The sequence below is a fragment of the Duganella sp. GW821-FHT07F09 genome (genome assembly GCF_059418705.1).
On sequence record NZ_JBWKQJ010000002.1, the window covers coordinates 64,895 to 85,533 of the forward strand.

Below are 20,639 nucleotides of genomic sequence, written 5' to 3' on the forward strand. Positions count from 1 at the left end.
CATGGAAATCCGTCCCATATTATCCGCGCTGTTGCGCAATAAAACAGGCCCAATCCTGGTGGCCGTGCAGGTGGCGCTCAGCCTCGCTATCCTGGCCAACGCGCTGCACATCGTACAGGTGCGCCAAGCCGTGTCGGCGCGCGCCAGCGGCATCGCCAACGAGCAGGACGTCCTGAGCCTGCAGATCCGCCACCTCAAATACGGCTCCCACCAAGACCAGTTGGCCGTGCAGCGCGCAGAAACGGCCACCCTGCGCGCGGTGCCGGGCGTGATGTCGGTGGGGTCCACCAGCCAGATGCCGCTGTCGCGCTCCGGCAACTACAGCAGCCTGGCGATCGACCGCAAGCAGCTCAAGACCACCGCCACGACGACCACCTATTTCAGCGCCGATTCGCTGATCAAGACCTGGGGCCTGCAACTGGTCGAGGGCCGCGACTTCGTGCCCGGCGAGGTGCCGGAAATCGATCAGAACACCAGCAGCGATTTCTCCAAGCTCGCCATCATCACACGGGCGCTGGGCGAGAAGCTGTGGCCGGGGCAGAGCAGCTTTGTCGGCAAGAGCTTCTTCTTCGGCACGGGCAACGACGCCAAAGAGGTGCGCGTGATCGGCGTGGTCGAGAAACTGCAAACCCCCGGCGCCCAGATCAAGGACGACGGCGAATACTCGACCCTGGTGCCGGTGCGCCTGACCGGCGACGACACGCACAACTACACCGTACGCGCCGAACCGGGCCAGTTGGACCGCGTCATCAAGGAGACGGCGGCGGCGCTGACGGCCGCCTCGCCGACGCCGGTGATCGTCAAGACCCGCAGCATGAACGAAATCCGCAACGCCCGCTATCGCGCCGACCAGGCGATGGCGTGGATGCTGGTGACGGTCAGCGTGCTGCTGTTGCTGATCACCGCCAGCGGCATCGTCGGCATGGCCAGCCTGTGGGTGACGCAGCGGCGCAAGCAGATCGGCGTGCGGCGCGCGCTCGGCGCCCGCCGGATCGACATCCTGCGCTACTTCGTCACCGAGAACATCATGATCACCAGCGCCGGCGTGGCGGCCGGCGTGCTGCTGGCGCTGGGCCTGAACCAGCTGCTGGTGAGCAAACTGGAGATGGCGCGCCTGCCCGGCGGCTATCTGCTGGCCGGCGCCGGCGTGTTCCTGGCGCTGGGCGTGGCCGCCGTCTACGGGCCGGCGTGGCGCGCCGCCACCATCTCGCCGGCGACGGCCACGCGCAGCGCGTGACAGCGGCCGGCAGATGGAGATCGCGGCACCCGGCATGGCGCGACAATGTTATGCTTGCGTCATGCCTACCGTACTGATAATTGACGACAACGCCGCCGTCGCCATCGCGCTCGAAGTGCTGTTCTCGCTGCACGACATCGAAGCGGTGCGCGCCGCCTCGCCCGAAGCCGGCCTGGCGCTGCTGGCGCGACAGCCGGTCGACCTGGTGATCCAGGATATGAACTTCAGCGCCGACACCACCTCCGGCGAAGAAGGCACGGCGCTGTTCCGCGCCATCCGCGAGCGCCACCCCGACCTGCCGGTGATCCTGCTGACCGCCTGGACCCACCTGGACGCGGCGGTCGACCTGGTCAAGGCCGGCGCCGCCGACTACCTGGCCAAGCCGTGGGACGACAACCGCCTGATCGCCACCGTCAACAACCTGATAGAACTTGGCCTGGCCAAGCGCGCGCTGCACCAACGGCTGCAAACGGAGCTGCGCCAGCGGCGCGAGCTCGAACGCGGCTACGACTTGTGCGGCATGGTGTGGCAGGACCCGGCCACCGAGCGCGTTGTGCACCTGGCCTGCCAGGTCGCGCGCGCCGACGTGCCGGTGCTGATCTCGGGCCCCAACGGCACCGGCAAGGAATGCATCGCCAACATCATCCAGGCCAATTCCTCGGTGCGCGACGGCCCCTTCGTGGTGCTCAACTGCGGCGCGCTGCCGGCCGAATTGATCGAGGCCGAATTGTTCGGCGCCGAGGCGGGCGCCTACACCGGCGCCTCCAAGGCGCGCGAGGGCAAGTTCGAGGCGGCCGACGGCGGCACGCTGTTCCTCGACGAAATCGGCAACCTGCCGCTGGCCGGACAAATGAAGCTGCTGCGCGTGCTGGAGACGGGCCGCTTCGAGCGCCTCGGCTCCAACCGCGAACGCCAGGTCAAGGTGCGCGTGGTCAGCGCCACCAACGCCGACCTGCAGGCGATGATCAAGGCCGGCAGCTTCCGCGAGGACCTGTTCTACCGCCTCAACGTGATCGAGCTGCGGTTGCCGCCGCTGTCCGGACGCCCGGCCGACATCCTGCCGCTGGCGCGCCATTTCCTTGGCGCGCACCAGAACCTGCAATTGCACCCGTCGGCGCAAGCGGCGCTGCTGGCCCACCCGTGGCCGGGCAATGTGCGCGAACTGAAAAACGTCATGGCGCGCGCCGGCCTGCTGGCCCAGGGCGACACCATCAAGGTCGGCGACCTCGGTCTGCCGGCGGCCGCCGCGACGACGATGGAGGAAAGCGTGCGCGAACCTGACCGCGACGCCATCGGCCTGGCCCTGAGCCGCGCCGGCGGCGTGGTGGCGCAGGCGGCGGCGGAACTGGGCTTGTCGCGCCAGGCGCTGTACCGCCGCATGGAACGGCTGGGCATCGCCCGCTCCTGATGGCGGCGCCCCCTTCAAGAGACATGCGCGGGAAAAGCCTGCGTCTTTCCCTGCTCACGCGCTGGACGGCGTTGATCGGCACCCTGCTCACGGTCGGCATCGTCATCGCGCTGGCCATGACCCACTTCTTCCCCGACAATCCCGGCCTGGTGCTGGCGGTATGCCTGCTATGCGTGCTGCCGATCTCCATCATCACCATCCGCTCCCAGCTCGAATACATGCTCTCGCTGTTCCGCGCGCTGACCGGCACCGTCACCAGCTACCGCGACGGCGACTTTTCCTTCAGCCTGCACTGGCCGCAGAACGATGAACTGAGCGACCTGGTTGCCGCGCACAACGCGCTGGGCGACGTGCTGCGCCAGCAGCGGCTCGACCTGGTGCAGCGCGAACTGCTGCTCGACACCATGGTGCAGAACACGCCGGTGGCGATGCTGCTTGTGAGCGAATCCGGCCCGGTGGTGTATGCCAACATCGCCGCGCGCCAGCTGCTCAACGAAGGCCGCAAGCTTGAGGGCCACCGCCTTGAAGACGTGCTGGCGAAGGCGTCGCCGGCGCTGGTGGAGGCGATGGCGCGCGGCGGCGACGGCCTGTTCACCACCAAGGACGGCGCCAAGGCTGACGACATCGACGAGGAAGAGGTCTACCACCTGGCGCGCCGCAGCTTCAATTTGAACGGGCGGCGCCACGAACTGCTGCTGCTGCGCCAACTGACCATGGAGCTGCGCCGGCAAGAAGTGCAAACGTGGAAAAAAGTCATCCGCGTGATCAGCCATGAGTTGAACAATTCGCTCGCGCCACTGACCTCGCTGGCCCATTCGGGCGCGGAACTGGTGCGGCGCGGCCAGACCGAGCGCCTGCCGCAGATCCTGGAGACGATCGAGGAGCGCACCCGCCACCTGGAAAGCTTCATCCTCGGCTACGCGCGCTTCGCCAAGCTGCCGGCGCCCCGGCTCGAGCCGCATCACTGGCCGGCGTTCCTGGCGCGGCTGTCGCAGCAGGTCGAGTTCGCGCTGGCGGGCGAACCGCCGGCCGAATCCTGCGCCTTCGACGCGGCGCAGCTGGAGCAGGCGCTACTCAACCTGCTCAAGAACGCCCACGAATCGGGCTCGCCGTCCGCGCAGGTCGGCCTGGAGGTGCGGCGCCTGCACGAGGCGGTGCGCATCGATGTTCTGGACCGGGGTCCCGGCATGAGCGACACGGTGCTGACCAACGCGCTGGTGCCGTTCTACTCCACCAAACGTAGCGGCACGGGACTGGGCCTGGCGCTGGCGCGCGAAATCGCCGAGGCACACGGCGGGCGCATCACCCTGGCCAACCGCGACGGCGGTGGGCTGGCGGTGACCATCATCCTGCCGCTGGCCTGTTAAACTGGCGGCATGTCTTCCAAGTCCGCCCCAAATTTCGCCCCCAACGCCGTCCGTTACGACCAGCCCGGCCATCCGCCGGCCACCATCACCGAATTCGAGGGCGTGCGCAGCCTGCACCTGGGTACCTCCTGGGTGCAGGGCGCCATGCGCCTGTCCAAGCCGGACAACATCGAGCTCGAATACGTGCAAATGATGATGATGTGGTTACTGTTCAACGACAGCCCGCGCCACATCGTCCAACTGGGACTGGGCAGCGCGGCGCTGACCAAATTCTGCCACCGCCGCCTGCCGCAGGCGCGCGTGACGGCGGTCGAACTCAATCCCAACGTCATCGCGATCTGCAACGCGCAATTCGGCCTGCCGTCGAACGACGAGCGCCTGAACGTGATCGAAATGAACGCGATGGATTTCGTGCTCGACCCGGCCAACCACGGCATGGTCGACGTGCTGCAGGTCGACCTGTACGACGAGGAGGCGCGCGGCCCGGTGCTCGACTCGCCCGAGTTCTACCAGGCCTGCCACGACTGCCTGCGCGACGGCGGCATCATGACCACCAACGTCTTCGGCGACTTTTCCAACTACGACAAGAATTTGCAAACGATGGAGCAGGTGTTCGACGCCGTGGTCTGGCTGCCCGAGGTCCACGACGCCAACATCGTGGTGATCGCCTTCAAGGAGTCGCCGGTGATCGATTTCGCGGTGCTGTACGAGCGCGCCGGCGCCATCAAAAAGACGCTGAACCTGCCCGCCAAATCCTGGGTCAACGGCCTTAAAGGGTGGATGCTGGACCAGCAATAGAGTTGTCTTGAAGGACGCACCGACTTAGCGCGTTTTTCGCCTATCGATATGCAAGCGCCTCATACCGATGCGGGCACGCCACAGTTTCGCACCGTTTTGCGGCGCGCAAGGTGCGGGCCGTCGGCCAGATTACGCCACATCCCTGCACAACGCGAGCAATATTAGCAATCGTACACATTGCGCAACAAGTTGGTGCATGCCGCGTTGCAGCCGTGCGACAGCTCAAGATAGTATTTTCTCAACGACCGCTACCAGCGGCGTCCCAACAAAAACAAAGAGAGAAATACATGACAAGAGCACTGACAGTAGCACCCCGGTTCAAGCGCACGCTGCTCGCCAGCGCCATCCTGCTGCTGGCGGCCGGTCCGGGCCTGGCGCAAACCCAGGCCGCCGCCGACGAGCAACTGGCCAAGGAGCAGACGGTCGTCGTCCTCGGCTCGCGCACGGTCGCCAAGACCGCGCTCGACACCTCGGCCCCGGTCGGCCTGATCGGCCTGAAGGACATGCAAACGGCCGGCCCGCTGGAACTGGGCAAACTGCTGCAAACGCTGGACCCGTCGTTCAACTTCTCGAGCACCTTCGTCAGCGACGGCACCGACAGCATCCGTCCGGCCACCCTGCGCTCGCTCGGGCCGGACCAGGTGCTGGTGCTCATTAACGGCAAGCGCCGCCACCAGCAGGCGCTGGTCAACGTCCAGCAAACCGTCGGACGCGGCTCGGCCGGCACCGACATCAACGCCATTCCGCTGGCGGCGATCCAGCGCATCGAGGTGCTGCGCGACGGCGCCGCCGCCCAATACGGCTCGGACGCCATCGCCGGCGTGATCAACATCGTGCTCAAGACGCAGACCAGCGAGACCTCGCTGAGCGGCACCGTCGGCACCACCTCCGAAGGCGACGGCGACCTGTACTCCGGCAGCGCCAACACCGGCTTCGCGCTGGGCCAGGACGGCGGCTTCCTCAACCTGACCGTCGAGGCGCGCAAGCGCGGCGAAACCAACCGCGCCGGCCCCGACTCGCTGCGCGTGGACCCGCCGCGCGTGACCCAGCACCTGGGCGACAGCAACACCCGCGACACCTACTTCTGGTGGAACGGCGCCATCCCGATCGACAAGAGCAGCGAGTTCTATGCCTTCGGCGGCCTGTCCAAGCGCAAGAGCGACTCGTTCGGCTTCTTCCGCTCGGCCGGCGACGCCCGCACCGTGCAGGCGGTCTACCCGAACGGCTTCCTGCCGGCGATCCACACCGACATCAAGGACGCCTCGTTCGCCTTCGGCTACCGCCGCGACCTGCCCAACGACTGGAAGGCCGACATCAGCATCAACCACGGCGCCAGCGAACTGGCGTTCCACGAATCGGACAGCTTGAACACCAGCTACTGGTACGAGCCGAAACCGGGCGGCGGCATCTACGCCGAATCGCCGCGCGAGGCCGACACCGGCACCCTGAAGTTCGACCAGACCACGATCAACGCCGACATCAAGGGCCCGGTCAAAATCGGCGATGCCAGCGTCTTCGTCGCCACCGGCTTCGAGTACCGCCGCGACAACTACCAGATCGTCGCCGGCGACCCGGTCTCCTACCAGTACGGCCGCACCAACAACCCGGCCATCGCCATCACCACGCCAAGCGGCGCGACGGCGGCGGCGGGCATCCAGGGCTTCCCCGGCTACACGCCGGCCACCGCCGTCGATTCGGGCCGCCACAACATCGCGCTGTTCCTCGACGCCGAACACAAGCCGCTGGAGAACCTGACCCTGGCCGGCGCCGTGCGCTTTGAAAAATACTCGGACTTCGGCAACACCACCACCGGTAAGCTGAGCGCCCGCTACGACCCGAGCAAGACGGTCGGCTTCCGCGGCAGCGTCTCGAGCGGCTTCCGCGCGCCGAGCGTGCAGCAGCGCTTCTACAGCTCCGTGTCGACCAACCTGAATAACGGCGTGCTGACCGAAACGCTGACCGCGCGCGAAGGCAGCTCGGTCACGCAGGCCTTCGGCATCGCCCCGCTGAAAGAGGAAACCTCGACTAGCGGCAGCGTCGGCATGGTGCTGCGCCCGGCCAAGAACATGTCGCTGACGGTCGACGCGTACCAGATCAAGATCAAGGACCGCATCGTCTTCTCCAGCGAAATCGCACCGGAGGCCGGCGGCGGCCCGATCACCAACATCCTGCGTCCGCTGGGCGTGGGCCAGGCGCAGTTCTTCACCAACGCGGTCGATACCCGCACGCGCGGCCTGGACGTCGTGGCCGAGCACACCACCAAGTTCGCGGCGTCGTCGCTGGTGCTGTCCGGTCAGCTGGGCTTCAACAAGACAGAGGTGAGCAAGCGCCATTCGACATCGACGGTGCTGACCGGCGAGCAGCTGTTCGACCAGGCGCAGGTGACCTTGATCGAACGCGGCCAGCCGCGCAAGCACCACGTGGTGGCGGCCGACTACACGGCCGGCGCGTGGAACGTCAACACCCGCGCCAACTACTACGGCGAAGTGCAGGCGCAAAGCTTCAGCCCCCTGCAAACGTGGGACGCCAAATGGCTGGTTGACGCGTCGGTGCGGTATGGCTTCAGCAAGCGCACCTTCCTCAGCGTCGGCGTGAACAACATGTTCAACGAACTGCCATCGGAATGGACCAACGGCGGCGACTTCCCGAAACTGGGCTTCACCCGCTGCTGGGAAACCTGCCCGATCGGCGTGAACGGCCGCTCGATGTACATCCGCATGGATACCGCGTTCTAAGCGAGGACACGGCAATTGCGCGACCCGGGAAACACGTAGGGCGGATTAGGCGGAACGCCGTAATCGGCCATGTATGCGCCGTCGGCGACTCATGCATGGCCGATTACGCTTCGCTAATCCGCCCTACGTGTAACAGTGGTGACTTTGCCTGCGCGGCCCTGCTCAAAAGCCGCCGTGTGCACAACCGCCGCCAGCCGCTTCACCAGCTCGTCCATCCGCTCCGCCGGCACCTGCGCGTAGCCGAGCATCAAACCCCGCCATCCCGACGTTCCCTGGGTATCGTGGCGGCTTAGCGCGTTGACCACGATCCCGTGCTCCAGCGCCTGCGCGCTGACCGCCAGATCATCCATCGCCTCGTCCCTGAAGCGCAGCGCCAGATGCATGCCGGCCGATCCCCCATGCACCGTCGCCACCGAACCCATATGCCGCTCCAGCGACACCACCAGCGCGTCGCGACGCTGCCGGTACAGCCTGCGCATGCGTCGCACATGCAACGCGAACTGCCCGCTGCGTAAGAATTCCGCCAGCGCCAGCTGCTCCGCCGTCCGCCCGCCCGCATGCGACTGCGCCCGCATCAGCGCGAACGCCGTCTCCAGCGCCTGCGGCACCACCACAAAAGCGATCCGCAGCGACGGGAACATGGTCTTGCTGAAGGTCCCCAGATACACCACCGGCGCATCCGGCGCCAGGCCCTGCATGGCCGACAGCGGCGCGCCATCGTGCCGGAACTCGCTGTCGTAATCGTCCTCGATGATCAGCGCGCCGGCGCCGCGCGCCGCCTCGATCAGCGCCAGACGGCGACGCAAACTGAGCACGCTGCCAACCGGATACTGGTGCGACGGCGTCGTATAGATCAGTCGCGGCGGCCGCAGCAACCAATCCTCCGGCGTCGGCGCGATGCCGTCGTCGTCCACTTCTATCCCCGCCACATTCAGCCCGGCGCCGCGCGACGCCGCCAGCGCGCCGCCATAGCCCGGACTCTCGATCCAGATCGTGTCGCCGGCGTCGGCCAGCGCGCGCAGGCACAAATCCAGGCTGCTCTGCGTGCCGTCCGTGATGAACACCTGGCCCGCATCGCAGACCACGCCGCGCGCCGCGCGCAGGTGGTCGGCGATGGCCTCGCGCAGCAACGGTTCGCCGGCCGGATCGCCGTAATTCAGCTGCGCCACCGCCAACGAACGCCATGCGCGTTCCAGCATGCGGCGCCACAAGGTCAACGGAAAATGGTCGAGCGCGGGCACGCCGGGAACGAATGCGCCCATCGTTTCGGCGGGACCGGACAAGGGCCGCAGTCCGCGCGCGCGTTGCGACAAGCCGGCTTGCGCCAACGCCTGTGGTGACGGCGACGGCTTGCGGTCCGCCGCGATCGTCGCCACCACTGTGCCACGCCGATCGGTGGTGACGAAGCCTTCGCTGGCCAACTGCTCGTACGCGTACAACACCGTGTTGCGCGCCAGTCCCAGCTCCTCGGCCAGTGCGCGCGAAGCGGCAAGCCGCGTGCCGGCGGCCAATGTGCCGCTGCGGATCGCCGCGCGCAGGCATTCGTGCAGCATACGCTGGCGCGGCCAGCCCCGGTGGCCGTGCTGCGCCGCATAGCCGGTGATTAACAGGGACATATCCATTCGTGGCTCCATCAAATTGCATATTTCTGGACCTTTTTACAGGGCCAGCAAGCCATTATATTGATGTTTCACTCATTTTGGATGGAGATCATGACCGCAGCAGCCAACCCCGCGCACCAAGCCACCGCCACCGCCCCGAGCGACCGCACCCGCGTGCGCCGTAGCGCCGAGAAGGCGAAGTACGACACAGACACCCTGCACGCCATCATCGACGACGCCTACCTGTGCCACATCGCCTTCAGCGACGCCAAAGGTTCGCATTGCATTCCGACCGCGTGCTGGCGCGAGGACGGGCATTTGTACATCCACGGCTCGAACGGCAGCCGGATGCTCAAGCGCCTGGTGGAAAGCGAGACCTGCGTGACGATCACGCATCTGGATGGCCTGGTGTTGGCGCGATCGGCCTTCAGCCATACGATGAACTATCGGTCGGCGATGATCTATGGCCGCTTCGAGGTGGTCACCGATGAAGCCGAGCGCCATCGCACGCTGGAAGCATTCATGGAAAAGCTGGCGCCGGGACGCCAGGCACAGGTCCGCCCGGGCAACGACAAGGAATACGCGGCCACCACCATCATGCGTATCTCGCTGGACGAAGCAGCGTGCAAGGTGCGCAGCGGCGGCCCGAGTGACGACGAGGAAGACATGCAATGGCCGGTTTGGGCGGGCGTGCTACCGTGGGCGCGAACCCCGATGGCGCCGCAACGGCATGCGGCCTGCACCATCGAAGCGCCGGACTATGTCCGCCAGTGGGAAGGTTGCGAGGAGACACGTAGGGCGGATTAGGCGGAACGCCGTAATCGGCCATTCATAAGCCGTCGGCGGCACATGCATGGCCGATTACGCTACGCTAATCCGCCCTACGTGGTTCCGCGTCGAACCTCGGGTCCCGGTACCAAAGCATCAGCATGCAGAAGGCAAACAGCAACGCGAACGGCGTCGGCGACAGCGATCGGTTCGTTGTTTCGGCTACGTCGGCCGTCCGCGCACGCGCCGCATACCGCGCGGTCGCCTCGCGCCGCAAGGAACGCTGCCACAACGGCCAATCGTCCGCAGCATAAACATACGTCATCCCCGGCACCGGCATGCCAGCGGCGCTAAAGCGCGTCCAGCCCGCGCGCTGCGGCCACCATGCGGCACAAAGCCCATCGGCTTTGTCCCCGCGCGCCTGCAAGGACAACCCCTGCCCACCATCGACACGCAGCAACGCCCCCGTATCCGCGCCCTGCGCGCACACCTCGCTGCGCAATCCGGTCACCGGCATCGTGTCGGGGAAGCGCCACTCCGCCTTTTGCACACCGGCCAACACCATCCGGTCCATGGCATCCTGCCACCACAACGTCAACGCCTGCGGCGCGTTGATCGCGTAACGATGCCACTCCGAAACGCCAACCCAGATCACGCGTCCCTGGCGCAAGTCGCGCTGCCACAACCACGCCTGCTTGCGATTGTCACGCGCCAGCACCGACCACTGGCCGCCACCGCGATCATCGGGATTGAGCGTCGCCGGCGGCATGACCAACGAAACACCCCCAGCGCTGAACTGGCGCTGGTCCTCCTTCTCCGTCGTCGGCGATTGCGGCTGAAGGCGCAACCCCAGCTCCCGCTGCCAGAATCCGGCATCGGCCGCATTCGCACCCAGAACCACCAGCGGCATGCCCTGCCCCGTCACGGCCAACAGCGCAGCGCGCGCCGATGGCGCCATCTTTTCCACATAAGCCGCATCAACGAACATGGCGTTCGGCGCGGTGAGCGGCTCGCGCGCGGTCTCACTACGGGCGATGGCCTTGCCCAGCGTGACGCTCCAATCGACGATCGCGCCGCTGTCGGACAGCAGCCGGTTCAACGCCCGCGCGTCGAACGACGCGGCATCGAAGCGCCCCTGGATTTGCAGCGGCACCGCCTCGGTCACCTGCAGCGGCACCGGTCCCTCCGCAATCGTCTTACCTTTGGCATCCAGCAGGCGAGCGCGCAGCACCATCGCCTCGGCCACCGGCGGCAGCCATTGAACGGACAATTGCGCGGCGGGCGCGCTGTCGGCCGCGATAGCGCCGGAATCGGCCAGCACCTGCCTGTTCTCGGCCAGCAGCTGCAAGCGCCATCCGCCTTGCGCATGCGGGCGACGAACGGCCAGCGTGAAAATACGTCCCAACGGCATCGTGCGCGGAAAGTCGAGCGACAGCAGATCCGCCTGGGCCGGTTTCCATTGCAGCGGCCTGGCAGGCAAATCCCGCCACTCCGCCTCGCGCAGTCCGTCGCCACTCAGGGCAATAGCGGCCGCGCCGGGCATGGCACGCGACGCCGCCTCGTCGATCCGGCCGTTGGCATCGGTGACAACCGCCAACGCGCCTCCTCCCCTGGACGGCAGGCGAATGTCTGCCAGCGCGGTCGCCAACGCCGCCGCGCCAACCGCCACCAGCAACGCATTGATCCACCGCCGCTTGCGTGCAAAAAGGACGGCGCTAACGAGACCGGCAGCCAGCGCCAGCGCGGGAACAGCCAGGGTGCCGGCATCGACAGTGGCGATATTCATGATGGAGACCACCGCGCCGCTCATCGTGCCTGCTCCTTGCCGCGCCAAGCCTGCGCGAACGGGCTATCGGCCGAGGACCGCGCCTGTAACAGCACCGGTGCGTCGGTCAACGTGCCGCGCAGCCAGGCGCGCAACTCGGCGCGACATGGCACGCAACCGTCCATCACGTCCTGGACCGCGCGCTGAGCACTCAGTTTCTGCTCTTGATCGGCAATGCGGGCGGCGATCGTGTCGCGCGCGGATTTGCTCCACAACGCCGGCAACGCGCCCTCCGTCGCCAAAGACCGCACCAGTTCCCGCACCTCGGCCGGAACGCTGTCGCTGGCCGCGCCCTGCGCGCGCTTGTAGCTCATCGCGCCGACGATGTCGCCGCTCATGCGCTTTTCCTCCTTCAACGCCGGCGGCACGAAGGCGGTGCGATGCAGATACACCCGCTCCGCCGCCTGCAACTCCTTGATCGCCTCCAGCGCCTTGTACTCGGGCGGAAGTGCCGGCTTGGGCGAGATCGCTCGCAGCGATTTTTCGGCATCCCACATCGCCGACAGCGCGCGCTTGAGCACCGCCTTGGTCTGCGGGTCGAAGATGGTGGCGTTGTCCTCCTGATCGTGGACATGGCCGAATTGATGCATCGCCGCTACCTCGCTGCCCATCTTTGCGGAACCGCCGCGATGCTCTTCTTCGGCGTGTCCGCCGGCTTTATGGTCATCCTCTTCGTGCTCGCCCTCGTGTTCATGCTCCTTGTCCTTGTGTTCCGCTCCCCCATGTCCATGGGCGTCGCCGAACAAGCTCGATTCTTCGCCGAGGAATTGACCGTAGCGCAGCCGCAGCGCGGCCTGGTCGGCGGCGATGCCTTCGCTGCGCGACCTTAGCGTGGCGACGGACATCTTGGGATTGGCCTGCAGATCGGCGACCAGCTGTTCGGTATCGATGATGATCTGGCGCTGGCTGCGCAGATTCTCCGGCTTGACCATGGAAGGCAGCGCCGTCGAGTCCAGGCTTTCGGCGTCGGGTCCGGGCAGGCGCAGCGTGTAGGTGGGCGATTGCGTGGTGTGCGGATTGTCCGGCGCGTTATCGGTGGCACGAACGAAGAAGTACAATTCATCGCCCGGCTCCATACCAAGTTCCGCCAACGTCCATTGTTTCTTCCAGCCGCGCGACTTGGGGTCCGCCGATTTCGGCAGCGGCACTTCGCGATCGGTGAAGCGGACATTTTCGCCGCTGCCGCGCGCCAGTGTCATGTGCAGGCTGGCACGTGATATCGCATAGTCGTCCTTTGCCAGAACGGATAGCTGAACGGCTTTCGCATCCTTGGGCAACAGGTGTATCAGCTCCGCCGGTTCGATGATCGTCACTTGCGGCGGCAGGTCGGGCGTGACGCGGATGTTGTACCGCGTGCCGGCGGCACCGCGCGTACGCCAGAACAGCGAATCCTCGACGCGCCTGGTCGCGCAATCGGCCGTGATGGGCAGCGCTTGCCCGTCACCCAACTCCACCACCGGTTGCGCGCCAGCGGGTTTGCGCACGCACCAGCGCACCTCGGAGTATTGTGGAATCTGGATGTCGCGTGCGGCGGTCTCGAATCCGGCGACGCCTGTGTAGGCCGGCGGCGTGACGCGCAAATACACCTCGCCATCGACAATCGGCTTGTTGGCGGGTGCCGCGGCCGCCGCTACGTTGGCGGTAGCGGGTTTCGCTTGAAAACCCCATGCCGCGCCCGCGGCGATCAGGCTTGCCACCAGCGGTGCGAAACCGAATCGCACGCGGGTATGCGCGATACGGCGATAGTCGTCGCCCGTCAGCACCTGTGCGAGGCGGGATTGCAGGCGTTGCTGCTGCAACCGCGCGATCGGCGTCTTCGCACCGGCGGCAAGCAGCATGCTGCTGTCCTCCAGCGCCGGGATCGCGGCGTTCAGCCATGACGGCCATTGATCCGCGAGCCGCCGGCGCAAGCGATAGATGTCGGCGGCGAGCCAAATCACCCAAATGACGATGGCCGCTAGTGCGATTGCGCGGGCGGCGGGCAGCAGGATGGCTGCAAGCGCCAACGGCGCCAGCGCGGCCAGCCATTGCGGCAGCCGGCGGCGCAGGACGGCGGCCCACAAGCGGCGGCGCAGGAAGTCAGTTTCGCCGTGCATGGGCAAGTATCCGTTCCAGTAAAAACAGCGCGAGCAAAACGTAGGCCAGCCAGACCGCGGGCCTGGCATCGATGATGGCCGACGACGAGGCGCGGGCCGTGGCCAGTGTCTGTGACGGCATTGGATACGCTGGCGCTGGCGCGGCGCTCAGCGACTGCCAGGCCTCGAAGAGGGCGCGCGCGGTGTCGGCGTCGCGTGGAGGGAATGCCTCCGACGTCCAAAGGCGGCCGCGCGGACTGTCCACATACTTCAACATCAGGCCATCGATGGCGACCGCGCCCGCATTTTTCAGCTCGGGAAACGCCGCCGTTTGCGCGGAGGCGGAAGGAATCCACCAATGCGGCGCGCGCCAGCCGGCGGGCGGCGCCCCACCCGGCACATCCCATACCAACAGCTTGGTGGCGGCATCCGGCGCGTCGGTTATCAAATAGCGGTTGCTGCCATCCCCGGCTTTATCGAACGCCGCGAACAGCGAACGCCAGGCGGCGTCGTTCGCGGATGCGGTGGACAGCACCACCGGATTCCGGACCACGCCCGGCAAGGCGGCTCGGGTCGTGGCAGGCATCGTTCGCACTTCCACCCGGTGGCCGAATCGCGGCGTACGCGCCGGCATGGCGATTTGCCCGGCTCGCGCGACGATCAGCAGCCTGCCATCCGGCCGCCAGTCACGCTCATGCTGGTGTAGCCACTGCAAGGCATCGGGCGGCAGGTCGATACGGGGCGCATCGGCGAAACCGGCGCTGCCGATCTCGCGCTCCGCCCATGCCTTGTCCACCCCCGCGTCGAGCAGTACCGTGTTGCCACGCCATGGGAAGATGGTGGCGGCCAGCCAGGCGATCACCGCCAGCAACAGCAGGCAGCGCACCAGCAGCAGGATGCGGTCGCGCCATTGCCAGACGCGCAGCTGCTCCGGCGCGGCGACAGGCAGAAAGCGCGCCGTCGCCAGCGGTTCCGCCTTTAAGCGCTGGCGCTTCTGGCGATGCCACCATATCGGCAACAGCAGTACCGGCAGTGCGAGCCACCAGAATGGATAAGAACTCAGCATCGGCTATCCATCACAATGTTCAATCTTCATTTGGCGCGCGCTCCCGCCAGCCGCAGCCAGCTACGCAGCACCGTGCCCAGTTCCTGCTCGATGCACGCCTCGTAGTGGACGATGTTGTGTTGTTTGCAGCTGCCCGCCACGCCGTCGAAGTGCGCGCGGCTTTGCTGCTTGTAGCCCTCGCGGTCCCGATTGCTCATGCGGTGCAAACCGTCGCTCCGTTCAGGATCGCGATAGCCGGCGCCGGACTTGAAAATGGCATCGACTTCCGCCTGCGTGCGCAGTGTCAGCAAACGCACGTCATGCCGCAGCTTGCGCAAGCGCAGCAGCGCCTCGCTCAACGGCGACGGCCAGTCGAGGAAGTCGCTGGCGGCGAAAATGAGACTCGGCGACCTGGCGAAATGCAGGTTCGCTTTCAGCACTTCCGCCGTGGGCAAGCCTCCATCCGGGCGAGCCTTCGACAGCTGCGCCAGCACGCGCTGCAACTGGCGCGGGCCGCGCGTCGCCTGTGTGAACTCGACCTTGCCTCCACTGCATACAACCAGACCAAAGGCGTCCCCCTGGCGCTGCGCGATCGCCGCCACGCAAGCGAGCACGGTGCGGGCGAACCACAACTTATCGACACCGTTGATCTCGCGGCTAGGCTCCGCCATCGAGGCGGTGGCGTCGAGCCACAACCAGGTGGCGACATGGCTATCCCGCTCCGCCTCGCGCACGTAGTAGCGGTCCGCGCGCGCCAGCAGCTTCCAGTCGACCCGGCGCCACTCGTCGCCCGGCGCGTAGGCGCGGTACTCGGAGAACTCGACGCCGGCGCCGCGTTCGCGGCCGGCGTGCAGGCCATGGCCAAGACCCGCCAGTACGTGACGGATCACCAGCTCCAAATCCTTGGTCTGGACCATCATCGCACTCGTGGCGTCGGCCGGCTTGGGGTTCGCTTGCATCAATCGGGGCGAATATGCTCGCGCAAGGCCAGCAAGATGTCGGCGATCGCCACGCCATCGGCTTCCGCCTCGAAGTTGCGGATCACGCGGTGGGCCAGCACCGGCAGCAGCATCTCGCCGATATCCTCGCGCGTGACGGCCAGCCGGCCGTGCATCAACGCGCGCGCCTTCGACGCCAGCACCAGCGCCTGCCCCGCGCGCGGTCCGGCACCCCAGCCGACGTGTTTCTTCACAGCCGGCACCGCGGTCAGCGCGGGCCGGGTGGCGCGCACCAGCCGCGTGGCATACGCCAGCAGGTGGTCGCCGATCTCGATATCGCGCACCAGCTGCTGGAGACGCAGCAGGGTCGCCACGTCCATCACCGGCTCGGCGTCCTTGAGGCCCGCGTTGGTGGTGGCCGACACCATCATGATCTCCTCCGCCTCGGTCGGATAGACCACGTCGATCCGCAACAGGAAACGGTCCAGTTGCGCTTCCGGCAGCGGGTAGGTGCCGGCCTGCTCGATCGGATTCTGCGTCGCCAGCACGAAGAATGGCTTGGGCAGCATGTGCGTCTGGCCGGCGAAGGTCACGCTGCGTTCCTGCATCGCCTCCAGCAGCGCCGATTGCGTTTTCGGCGGCGCGCGGTTGATCTCGTCGGCCAGCAGTACCTGCGTGAACACCGGGCCTTGCTGGAAGCGGAACTCGCGCTTGCGCGTGGCGTGATCCTCTTCCAGGATCTCGGTGCCGACGATATCGGACGGCATCAGGTCCGGTGTGAACTGCACGCGGTGGAAGTCCATCTCGGTCGCCTGCGACAGCGACTTGACCAGCAGGGTCTTGCCCAGTCCCGGGACACCCTCGACCAGCGCGTGGCCGCCGGCCAGCAGGCAGATGATCAACGAATCGATCACGCTCTCCTGGCCGATGATCACCTTCGACATGCTCGCCTTCAGCGCCGCCACCTTGGCGCTCAACGCGCCGATCTCACTTTCACTCCAGGCGATTGCGCCCATCTTTAAGCTCCCAACGCGTATTGAATGATATTGACCGCAAAGCGGGTGTTGTCGATCGCCAGAAAACGCTTGTTGCGGAAGTCGTAATCCCACTCGCAGCCGTAGTCCTTGTTGCTGTACAAAAGCCGCACGCGCCCGCCGACCTCCACCGCCTTCAGATAGTCGTGCACCAGATCGTCGCCCCAGCCGTTCAGCTCCACGCTGGTGTTGGGCGGTCCGTCGAACTTGAAAAAGCTCGAATATACCGGGTGGTTGTTGGGGATCTTCTGCAAGGCCCTCTTGCCGAAGATACTGGCGATCTCGCTCTCGAAGGACTTGGCGAACAGGCCGTCGATGTCGTGGTTGCAGTCGTCGACGAAAAGAAACCCGCCACCCTTGATGTAGCGCTCCAGGTTCTTGCGTTCGGCCGCCGTGAATTGCACCAGCTTGTGGCCGGCGAAATAGCAGAACGGCGCCTCCAGCATCTTGGGATCGGACAGCGCGACGATGCGCTCGACGGGATCGACCCGCAAGGTCGTGTACTCGACCAGCGAATTGAGCACGTTGCTCGGCATGCGGACATCCACATCCCAGTCGCCCGACTCGTAAGTCAGGCGGGTGAAGTAGAAATCGTAGTTGGCCACGCGCTGTCCTTATCCTTTACACCGCGTCCGACAACGAGGTGAAGTTGAAATCGCGAACCTTCATCGGCGGGATCATCATCTGGAAGCGCACTTCGTCGCCGCCGATGACGACCGGCTTACCCAGTTCATCGATGTTGTTCAACATCGTCACCGGACTTTCGTTGAAACGGAAGTTCTTGATCGGATGCTTGATCTTGCCGTTCTCGATGTAGAAGGTGCCGTCGCGCGTCAGACCGGTGAGCAGCAGCGATTGCGGATCGACCATGCGGATGTACCAGGTGCGCGTTACCAACACGCCCTTCTTGGTCGAAGCGATCAACTCCTCGGTGGACTTGCCGCCGCCGGACATGATCATGTTGCCGTGGCGGCCGAAGGTGCGCTTGCCCTGCTTTTGCGCCCAATACTGGGTGTAGTCCAGCGATTCGACCTTGCCGCCCTTGATGACGTCCGTGCGCTCGCGCGCCAGCATCGAGGCGTTGTCCCATGCAAGCACCGGCACATCGGTGTTCCAAGGATCGGCCCACAGGTTGACCTGCTCGTCGAACAGTTTCTCGCCAAGGCGATTGCCGCCGCCTTTCTTCGACAGGAAGCTGCGGCCCTCGTCGGCCTGCCGCGCATCGAAGGCGCCGAACATGCGTCCGATGATCTCCGACGTCGCCGCCGGTTCCAGGATCACCGTGTAGCGGCCCGGCTCCAGGGCTTTGGCGTCGACCGACTTCAGCGCTTTTTCGATCGCGACATCGGATGCTTCGCGCGCGTCGAATTTGGCGGCGTCGTTGGCCGAACGGGTCACCCATCCCGAACCGCGACCGTCCTCGGTGCGGGTGGTCACGGTGAAGCCAAGATTGGTCAGGGTCTGGTAGCCGAACACGCCGTTCGAATTGGCCACGGTTTCGAAACCGGTGGTGTCGCTGAAGAAGCCGGCGGCCACCAGCCCTTTCTTGCGGGCCGAGTTGATGCTCTGCGCGGCCACTTCGGCGCGGTACTCCGGGTCGATGGCGGCGGTGGCCGCGCTGTAGGTGTTCGAACTTTTGTACAACTGCGTTTTAATCGCCGGCACGAACTCCGGATTCTCCGGCGCCAGCCGCGCCACTTCCTCGGCGCGGCGCACGGCTTTTTCCAGCGACTTGTCATCGAACTCGTTGACCGACGCGGTACCCTGGCGCTTGCCGAAAGCGACGCTGACGGTCAGCTGCGTGTTCTCCACCAAGCCCGCCGTCGATACGCTGTTGCGCGCGTAACGGATATTGCCTCGGCGGTTGCCGCTGATCTGCACGCGGCACTCGTCGGCCTTGGACAGCGCCATCACCTTGTCGCAAACGCGCTTTGCTTCTTCCTGGTTCAGCATCTTCATGGTTTATCCTATCTTGCGGGCGGTGTTGATCACATTGATGCCGTTGAAGCGCGTGGTCGGAGACCCGTGCGAGACGCAGCTGACCTGGCTAGGCTGGCCTTTGCCGTCGAAGAACGAGCCGCCCATGCGCCAATCGCGCTCGTCGCACAACGCCGAGCAGGCGTTCCAGAATTCCTGGGTGTTGGACTGGTAGGCCACATCCTCCAGCGGATTGGTGATCTTGCCGTTCTTGATCTCGAAGTACAGCTGCCCGCCGAACTGAAAGTTGTAGCGCTGCTGGTCGATCGAGAAGGATCCCCGACCGAGGATATAGATGCCCTTCTTGACGTCCTTGATCATGTCGTCCGGCGTCAGCGGCTTCTTGCCTGCCTGTAGCGAGACGTTGGGCATGCGCTGGAACTGCACGCTGCTCCAGCTATCCGCGTACGAGCAGCCGTGCGATTCCTTTTCGCCGATGACGTGGGCCTGGTCGCGCGTGGCCTGGTAGTTGACCAGGATGCCATCCTTCATGATGTCCCAGCGCTTGGCCGGCACGCCTTCGTCGTCGTAGCCGACGCACGCCAGCGAACCTGGCGTGGTGCGGTCGGCCACGAAATTGACGCGTTCCGACCCGTACTTGAATTTCTTGCTTTGCCATTTATCCAGGGTGGCGAAGCTGGTGCCGGCGTAGTTGGCCTCGTAGCCCAGCACGCGATCGAGCTCGGTGGCGTGGCCGACCGACTCGTGGATGGTCAGGAACAGGTGCTCCGGCGACAGCACCAGATCGTATTTTCCCGGTTCGACCGATTTCGCCGTCAGCTTCTCCCTGGCCTGGCGTCCGGCGGCGCGCGCGTCCTCGATCAGATCGTAGGCGCCCTTGTACAGGGTGGTGACGCCGCCGGCGGCCTTGAATTTGTTCTCCGGCTTCGCGTCGAAGAACTCGTAGCCCATGCTGGCAGGCGACGACAGGCCGTCGCGGGTGCGGAAGCGGTTGGTGGCCTTGTCGACGGCGGTCGCGGTCAGCGGCGACCACAGACGGTGCATGTCCTGGTCGATGTAGGAGCCGTCGGTGGAGGCGAAGTACTTTTGCTGGTTCACCTGAAACAGCATCGACTGCATGAAGTTGGCGCCGGCGTCCATGCCGGCCTTGTTGGCCGCGATCAGCATCTCGGCCTTTTCCTTGATGGGCACCGTGCGCCAGTCCTTCTTGAACGGCGTGGCCCAGGCGACTTCGCCCACGCCCTTGACGGGGGCCAGCTGGACAGGCTCGGTTTGCAGCTTGGCGTTGGCGCGGGCGATGGCGACCGCCTGGCGCGCCGCTTCGGCCACCGAATCCATCGTCATGATGTTGGTGGAGCAGAAGCCGTACGCGCCGTTGGCGATCACGCGCACGCCGACGCCGGAGGATTCGGTGTTGACAATGTTTTCCACGTTCAGATCGCGCGTGGTGATGAACTGGTTCAGGTAGCGGCCGATGCGCACGTCGCAATAGCTGGCGCCAGCCTTGGTGGCGGCGTTCATCGCGGCGTCGGCCAGCGATTTTTTAAACTGCACCGCCATGGGGTTGAGCAGCTCCTCGGCCGCGATGGCGTTGCCGAAGACCGGGATCAGCAAGCTGCCGCCGGCGGCCGCGCCGACTTTTAGAAATGAACGACGTTCCACATGAACTCCTGAAAAAATATGATCGGGTGATCGGCCGTGCGCGCGCCGCACCGTAGTCGAGCAAACACGTGGGGCGGATTAGGCGGAACGCCGTAATCGGCCATGCATGCGCCGCCGGCGGCGCATGCATGGCCGATTACGCTGCGCTAATCCGCCCTACGTGGTTTCGCGCGATACACGCCGCGCCGGCGCATATCGCTTAACGCAT

General features: G+C 65.8%; 15 protein-coding genes. 6 read left to right on the forward strand and 9 right to left on the reverse strand.

The annotated features are described in order from the left end of the window. Position 1: 1 nt before the first annotated feature. The 5 genes from AC07P1_RS05385 to AC07P1_RS05405 all read left to right on the forward strand — a co-directional run bounded on the left by AC07P1_RS05385 (position 2) and on the right by AC07P1_RS05405 (position 7,545). Positions 2-1,237 (forward strand): FtsX-like permease family protein, encoded by a 1,236-nt coding sequence (locus AC07P1_RS05385; RefSeq protein ID WP_494694835.1) that lies wholly within the window; start codon positions 2-4, stop codon positions 1,235-1,237. 61 nt (positions 1,238-1,298) lie between these two features. Then, on the forward strand, positions 1,299-2,645 hold the full coding sequence (locus AC07P1_RS05390) for a sigma-54-dependent transcriptional regulator (RefSeq protein WP_494694836.1): 1,347 nt from the start codon (positions 1,299-1,301) through the stop codon (positions 2,643-2,645). A 23-nt stretch (positions 2,646-2,668) separates the two neighbouring features. Continuing rightward, positions 2,669-4,012: a sensor histidine kinase gene (locus AC07P1_RS05395; protein WP_494694837.1), complete on the forward strand. Its 1,344-nt coding sequence runs from the start codon at positions 2,669-2,671 to the stop codon at positions 4,010-4,012. Between the two features lie 9 nt (positions 4,013-4,021). After that, positions 4,022-4,810 (forward strand): spermine/spermidine synthase domain-containing protein, encoded by a 789-nt coding sequence (locus AC07P1_RS05400; RefSeq protein ID WP_494694838.1) that lies wholly within the window; start codon positions 4,022-4,024, stop codon positions 4,808-4,810. A 287-nt stretch (positions 4,811-5,097) separates the two neighbouring features. Beyond that, the gene (locus AC07P1_RS05405) at positions 5,098-7,545 is read left to right on the forward strand and encodes a TonB-dependent receptor plug domain-containing protein (protein ID WP_494694839.1); all 2,448 of its coding nucleotides are present in this window, start codon (positions 5,098-5,100) and stop codon (positions 7,543-7,545) included. A gap of 113 nt (positions 7,546-7,658) precedes the next feature. On the opposite strand, the gene pdxR is transcribed toward AC07P1_RS05405, so the two are convergent. Next, complete coding sequence (gene pdxR, locus AC07P1_RS05410) at positions 7,659-9,167, reverse strand: MocR-like pyridoxine biosynthesis transcription factor PdxR (RefSeq protein ID WP_494694840.1); 1,509 nt, start codon at positions 9,165-9,167, stop codon at positions 7,659-7,661. 81 nt (positions 9,168-9,248) lie between these two features. Between pdxR and AC07P1_RS05415 the strand changes: the two genes are divergently transcribed. Further along, a complete protein-coding gene (locus AC07P1_RS05415; protein ID WP_494695363.1) occupies positions 9,249-9,953 on the forward strand; it encodes a pyridoxamine 5'-phosphate oxidase family protein in 705 nt (234 codons plus the stop codon). A gap of 64 nt (positions 9,954-10,017) precedes the next feature. Here the strand turns inward: AC07P1_RS05415 and AC07P1_RS05420 are convergent, their stop codons facing one another. The 8 genes from AC07P1_RS05420 to AC07P1_RS05455 are packed head-to-tail and all read right to left on the reverse strand — an operon-like array spanning position 10,018 to position 20,431. After that, complete coding sequence (locus AC07P1_RS05420; RefSeq protein WP_494694841.1) at positions 10,018-11,724, reverse strand: hypothetical protein; 1,707 nt, start codon at positions 11,722-11,724, stop codon at positions 10,018-10,020. Next, positions 11,721-13,835, reverse strand: coding sequence for a hypothetical protein (locus AC07P1_RS05425; RefSeq protein WP_494694842.1), 2,115 nt, complete (start codon positions 13,833-13,835; stop codon positions 11,721-11,723). Before AC07P1_RS05425 ends, AC07P1_RS05420 begins: the two co-directional genes overlap by 4 nt. Next, positions 13,819-14,880 (reverse strand): hypothetical protein, encoded by a 1,062-nt coding sequence (locus AC07P1_RS05430; RefSeq protein WP_494694843.1) that lies wholly within the window; start codon positions 14,878-14,880, stop codon positions 13,819-13,821. Before AC07P1_RS05430 ends, AC07P1_RS05425 begins: the two co-directional genes overlap by 17 nt. Before the next feature lie 26 nt (positions 14,881-14,906). After that, the gene (locus AC07P1_RS05435) at positions 14,907-15,818 is read right to left on the reverse strand and encodes a DUF58 domain-containing protein (RefSeq protein WP_494694844.1); all 912 of its coding nucleotides are present in this window, start codon (positions 15,816-15,818) and stop codon (positions 14,907-14,909) included. After that, on the reverse strand, positions 15,818-16,813 hold the full coding sequence (locus AC07P1_RS05440) for an AAA family ATPase (RefSeq protein ID WP_494694845.1): 996 nt from the start codon (positions 16,811-16,813) through the stop codon (positions 15,818-15,820). The genes AC07P1_RS05435 and AC07P1_RS05440 overlap by 1 nt, the downstream gene beginning before the upstream one ends. Positions 16,814-16,815: 2 nt before the next feature. Then, complete coding sequence (locus tag AC07P1_RS05445) at positions 16,816-17,436, reverse strand: DUF4159 domain-containing protein (RefSeq protein WP_494694846.1); 621 nt, start codon at positions 17,434-17,436, stop codon at positions 16,816-16,818. 16 nt (positions 17,437-17,452) lie between these two features. Then, positions 17,453-18,790 (reverse strand): TldD/PmbA family protein, encoded by a 1,338-nt coding sequence (locus AC07P1_RS05450; protein ID WP_494694847.1) that lies wholly within the window; start codon positions 18,788-18,790, stop codon positions 17,453-17,455. Between the two features lie 3 nt (positions 18,791-18,793). Continuing rightward, positions 18,794-20,431, reverse strand: a complete 1,638-nt coding sequence (locus tag AC07P1_RS05455) for a TldD/PmbA family protein (RefSeq protein ID WP_494694848.1) — start codon at positions 20,429-20,431, stop codon at positions 18,794-18,796. Positions 20,432-20,639: the final 208 nt, after the last annotated feature.

Coding starts and splice junctions, on each gene's coding strand:
- AC07P1_RS05425 (WP_494694842.1), bottom strand. CDS start 13,835: ATGCACGGCGAAACTGACTTCCTGCGCCGCCGCTTGTGGGCCGCCGTC.
- AC07P1_RS05440 (WP_494694845.1), bottom strand. CDS start 16,813: ATGGGCGCAATCGCCTGGAGTGAAAGTGAGATCGGCGCGTTGAGCGCC.
- AC07P1_RS05430 (WP_494694843.1), bottom strand. CDS start 14,880: ATGCTGAGTTCTTATCCATTCTGGTGGCTCGCACTGCCGGTACTGCTG.
- AC07P1_RS05400 (WP_494694838.1), top strand. CDS start 4,022: ATGTCTTCCAAGTCCGCCCCAAATTTCGCCCCCAACGCCGTCCGTTAC.
- AC07P1_RS05390 (WP_494694836.1), top strand. CDS start 1,299: ATGCCTACCGTACTGATAATTGACGACAACGCCGCCGTCGCCATCGCG.
- AC07P1_RS05405 (WP_494694839.1), top strand. CDS start 5,098: ATGACAAGAGCACTGACAGTAGCACCCCGGTTCAAGCGCACGCTGCTC.
- AC07P1_RS05385 (WP_494694835.1), top strand. CDS start 2: ATGGAAATCCGTCCCATATTATCCGCGCTGTTGCGCAATAAAACAGGC.
- pdxR (WP_494694840.1), bottom strand. CDS start 9,167: ATGGATATGTCCCTGTTAATCACCGGCTATGCGGCGCAGCACGGCCAC.
- AC07P1_RS05415 (WP_494695363.1), top strand. CDS start 9,249: ATGGAGATCATGACCGCAGCAGCCAACCCCGCGCACCAAGCCACCGCC.
- AC07P1_RS05420 (WP_494694841.1), bottom strand. CDS start 11,724: ATGAGCGGCGCGGTGGTCTCCATCATGAATATCGCCACTGTCGATGCC.
- AC07P1_RS05435 (WP_494694844.1), bottom strand. CDS start 15,818: ATGCAAGCGAACCCCAAGCCGGCCGACGCCACGAGTGCGATGATGGTC.
- AC07P1_RS05450 (WP_494694847.1), bottom strand. CDS start 18,790: ATGAAGATGCTGAACCAGGAAGAAGCAAAGCGCGTTTGCGACAAGGTG.
- AC07P1_RS05395 (WP_494694837.1), top strand. CDS start 2,669: ATGCGCGGGAAAAGCCTGCGTCTTTCCCTGCTCACGCGCTGGACGGCG.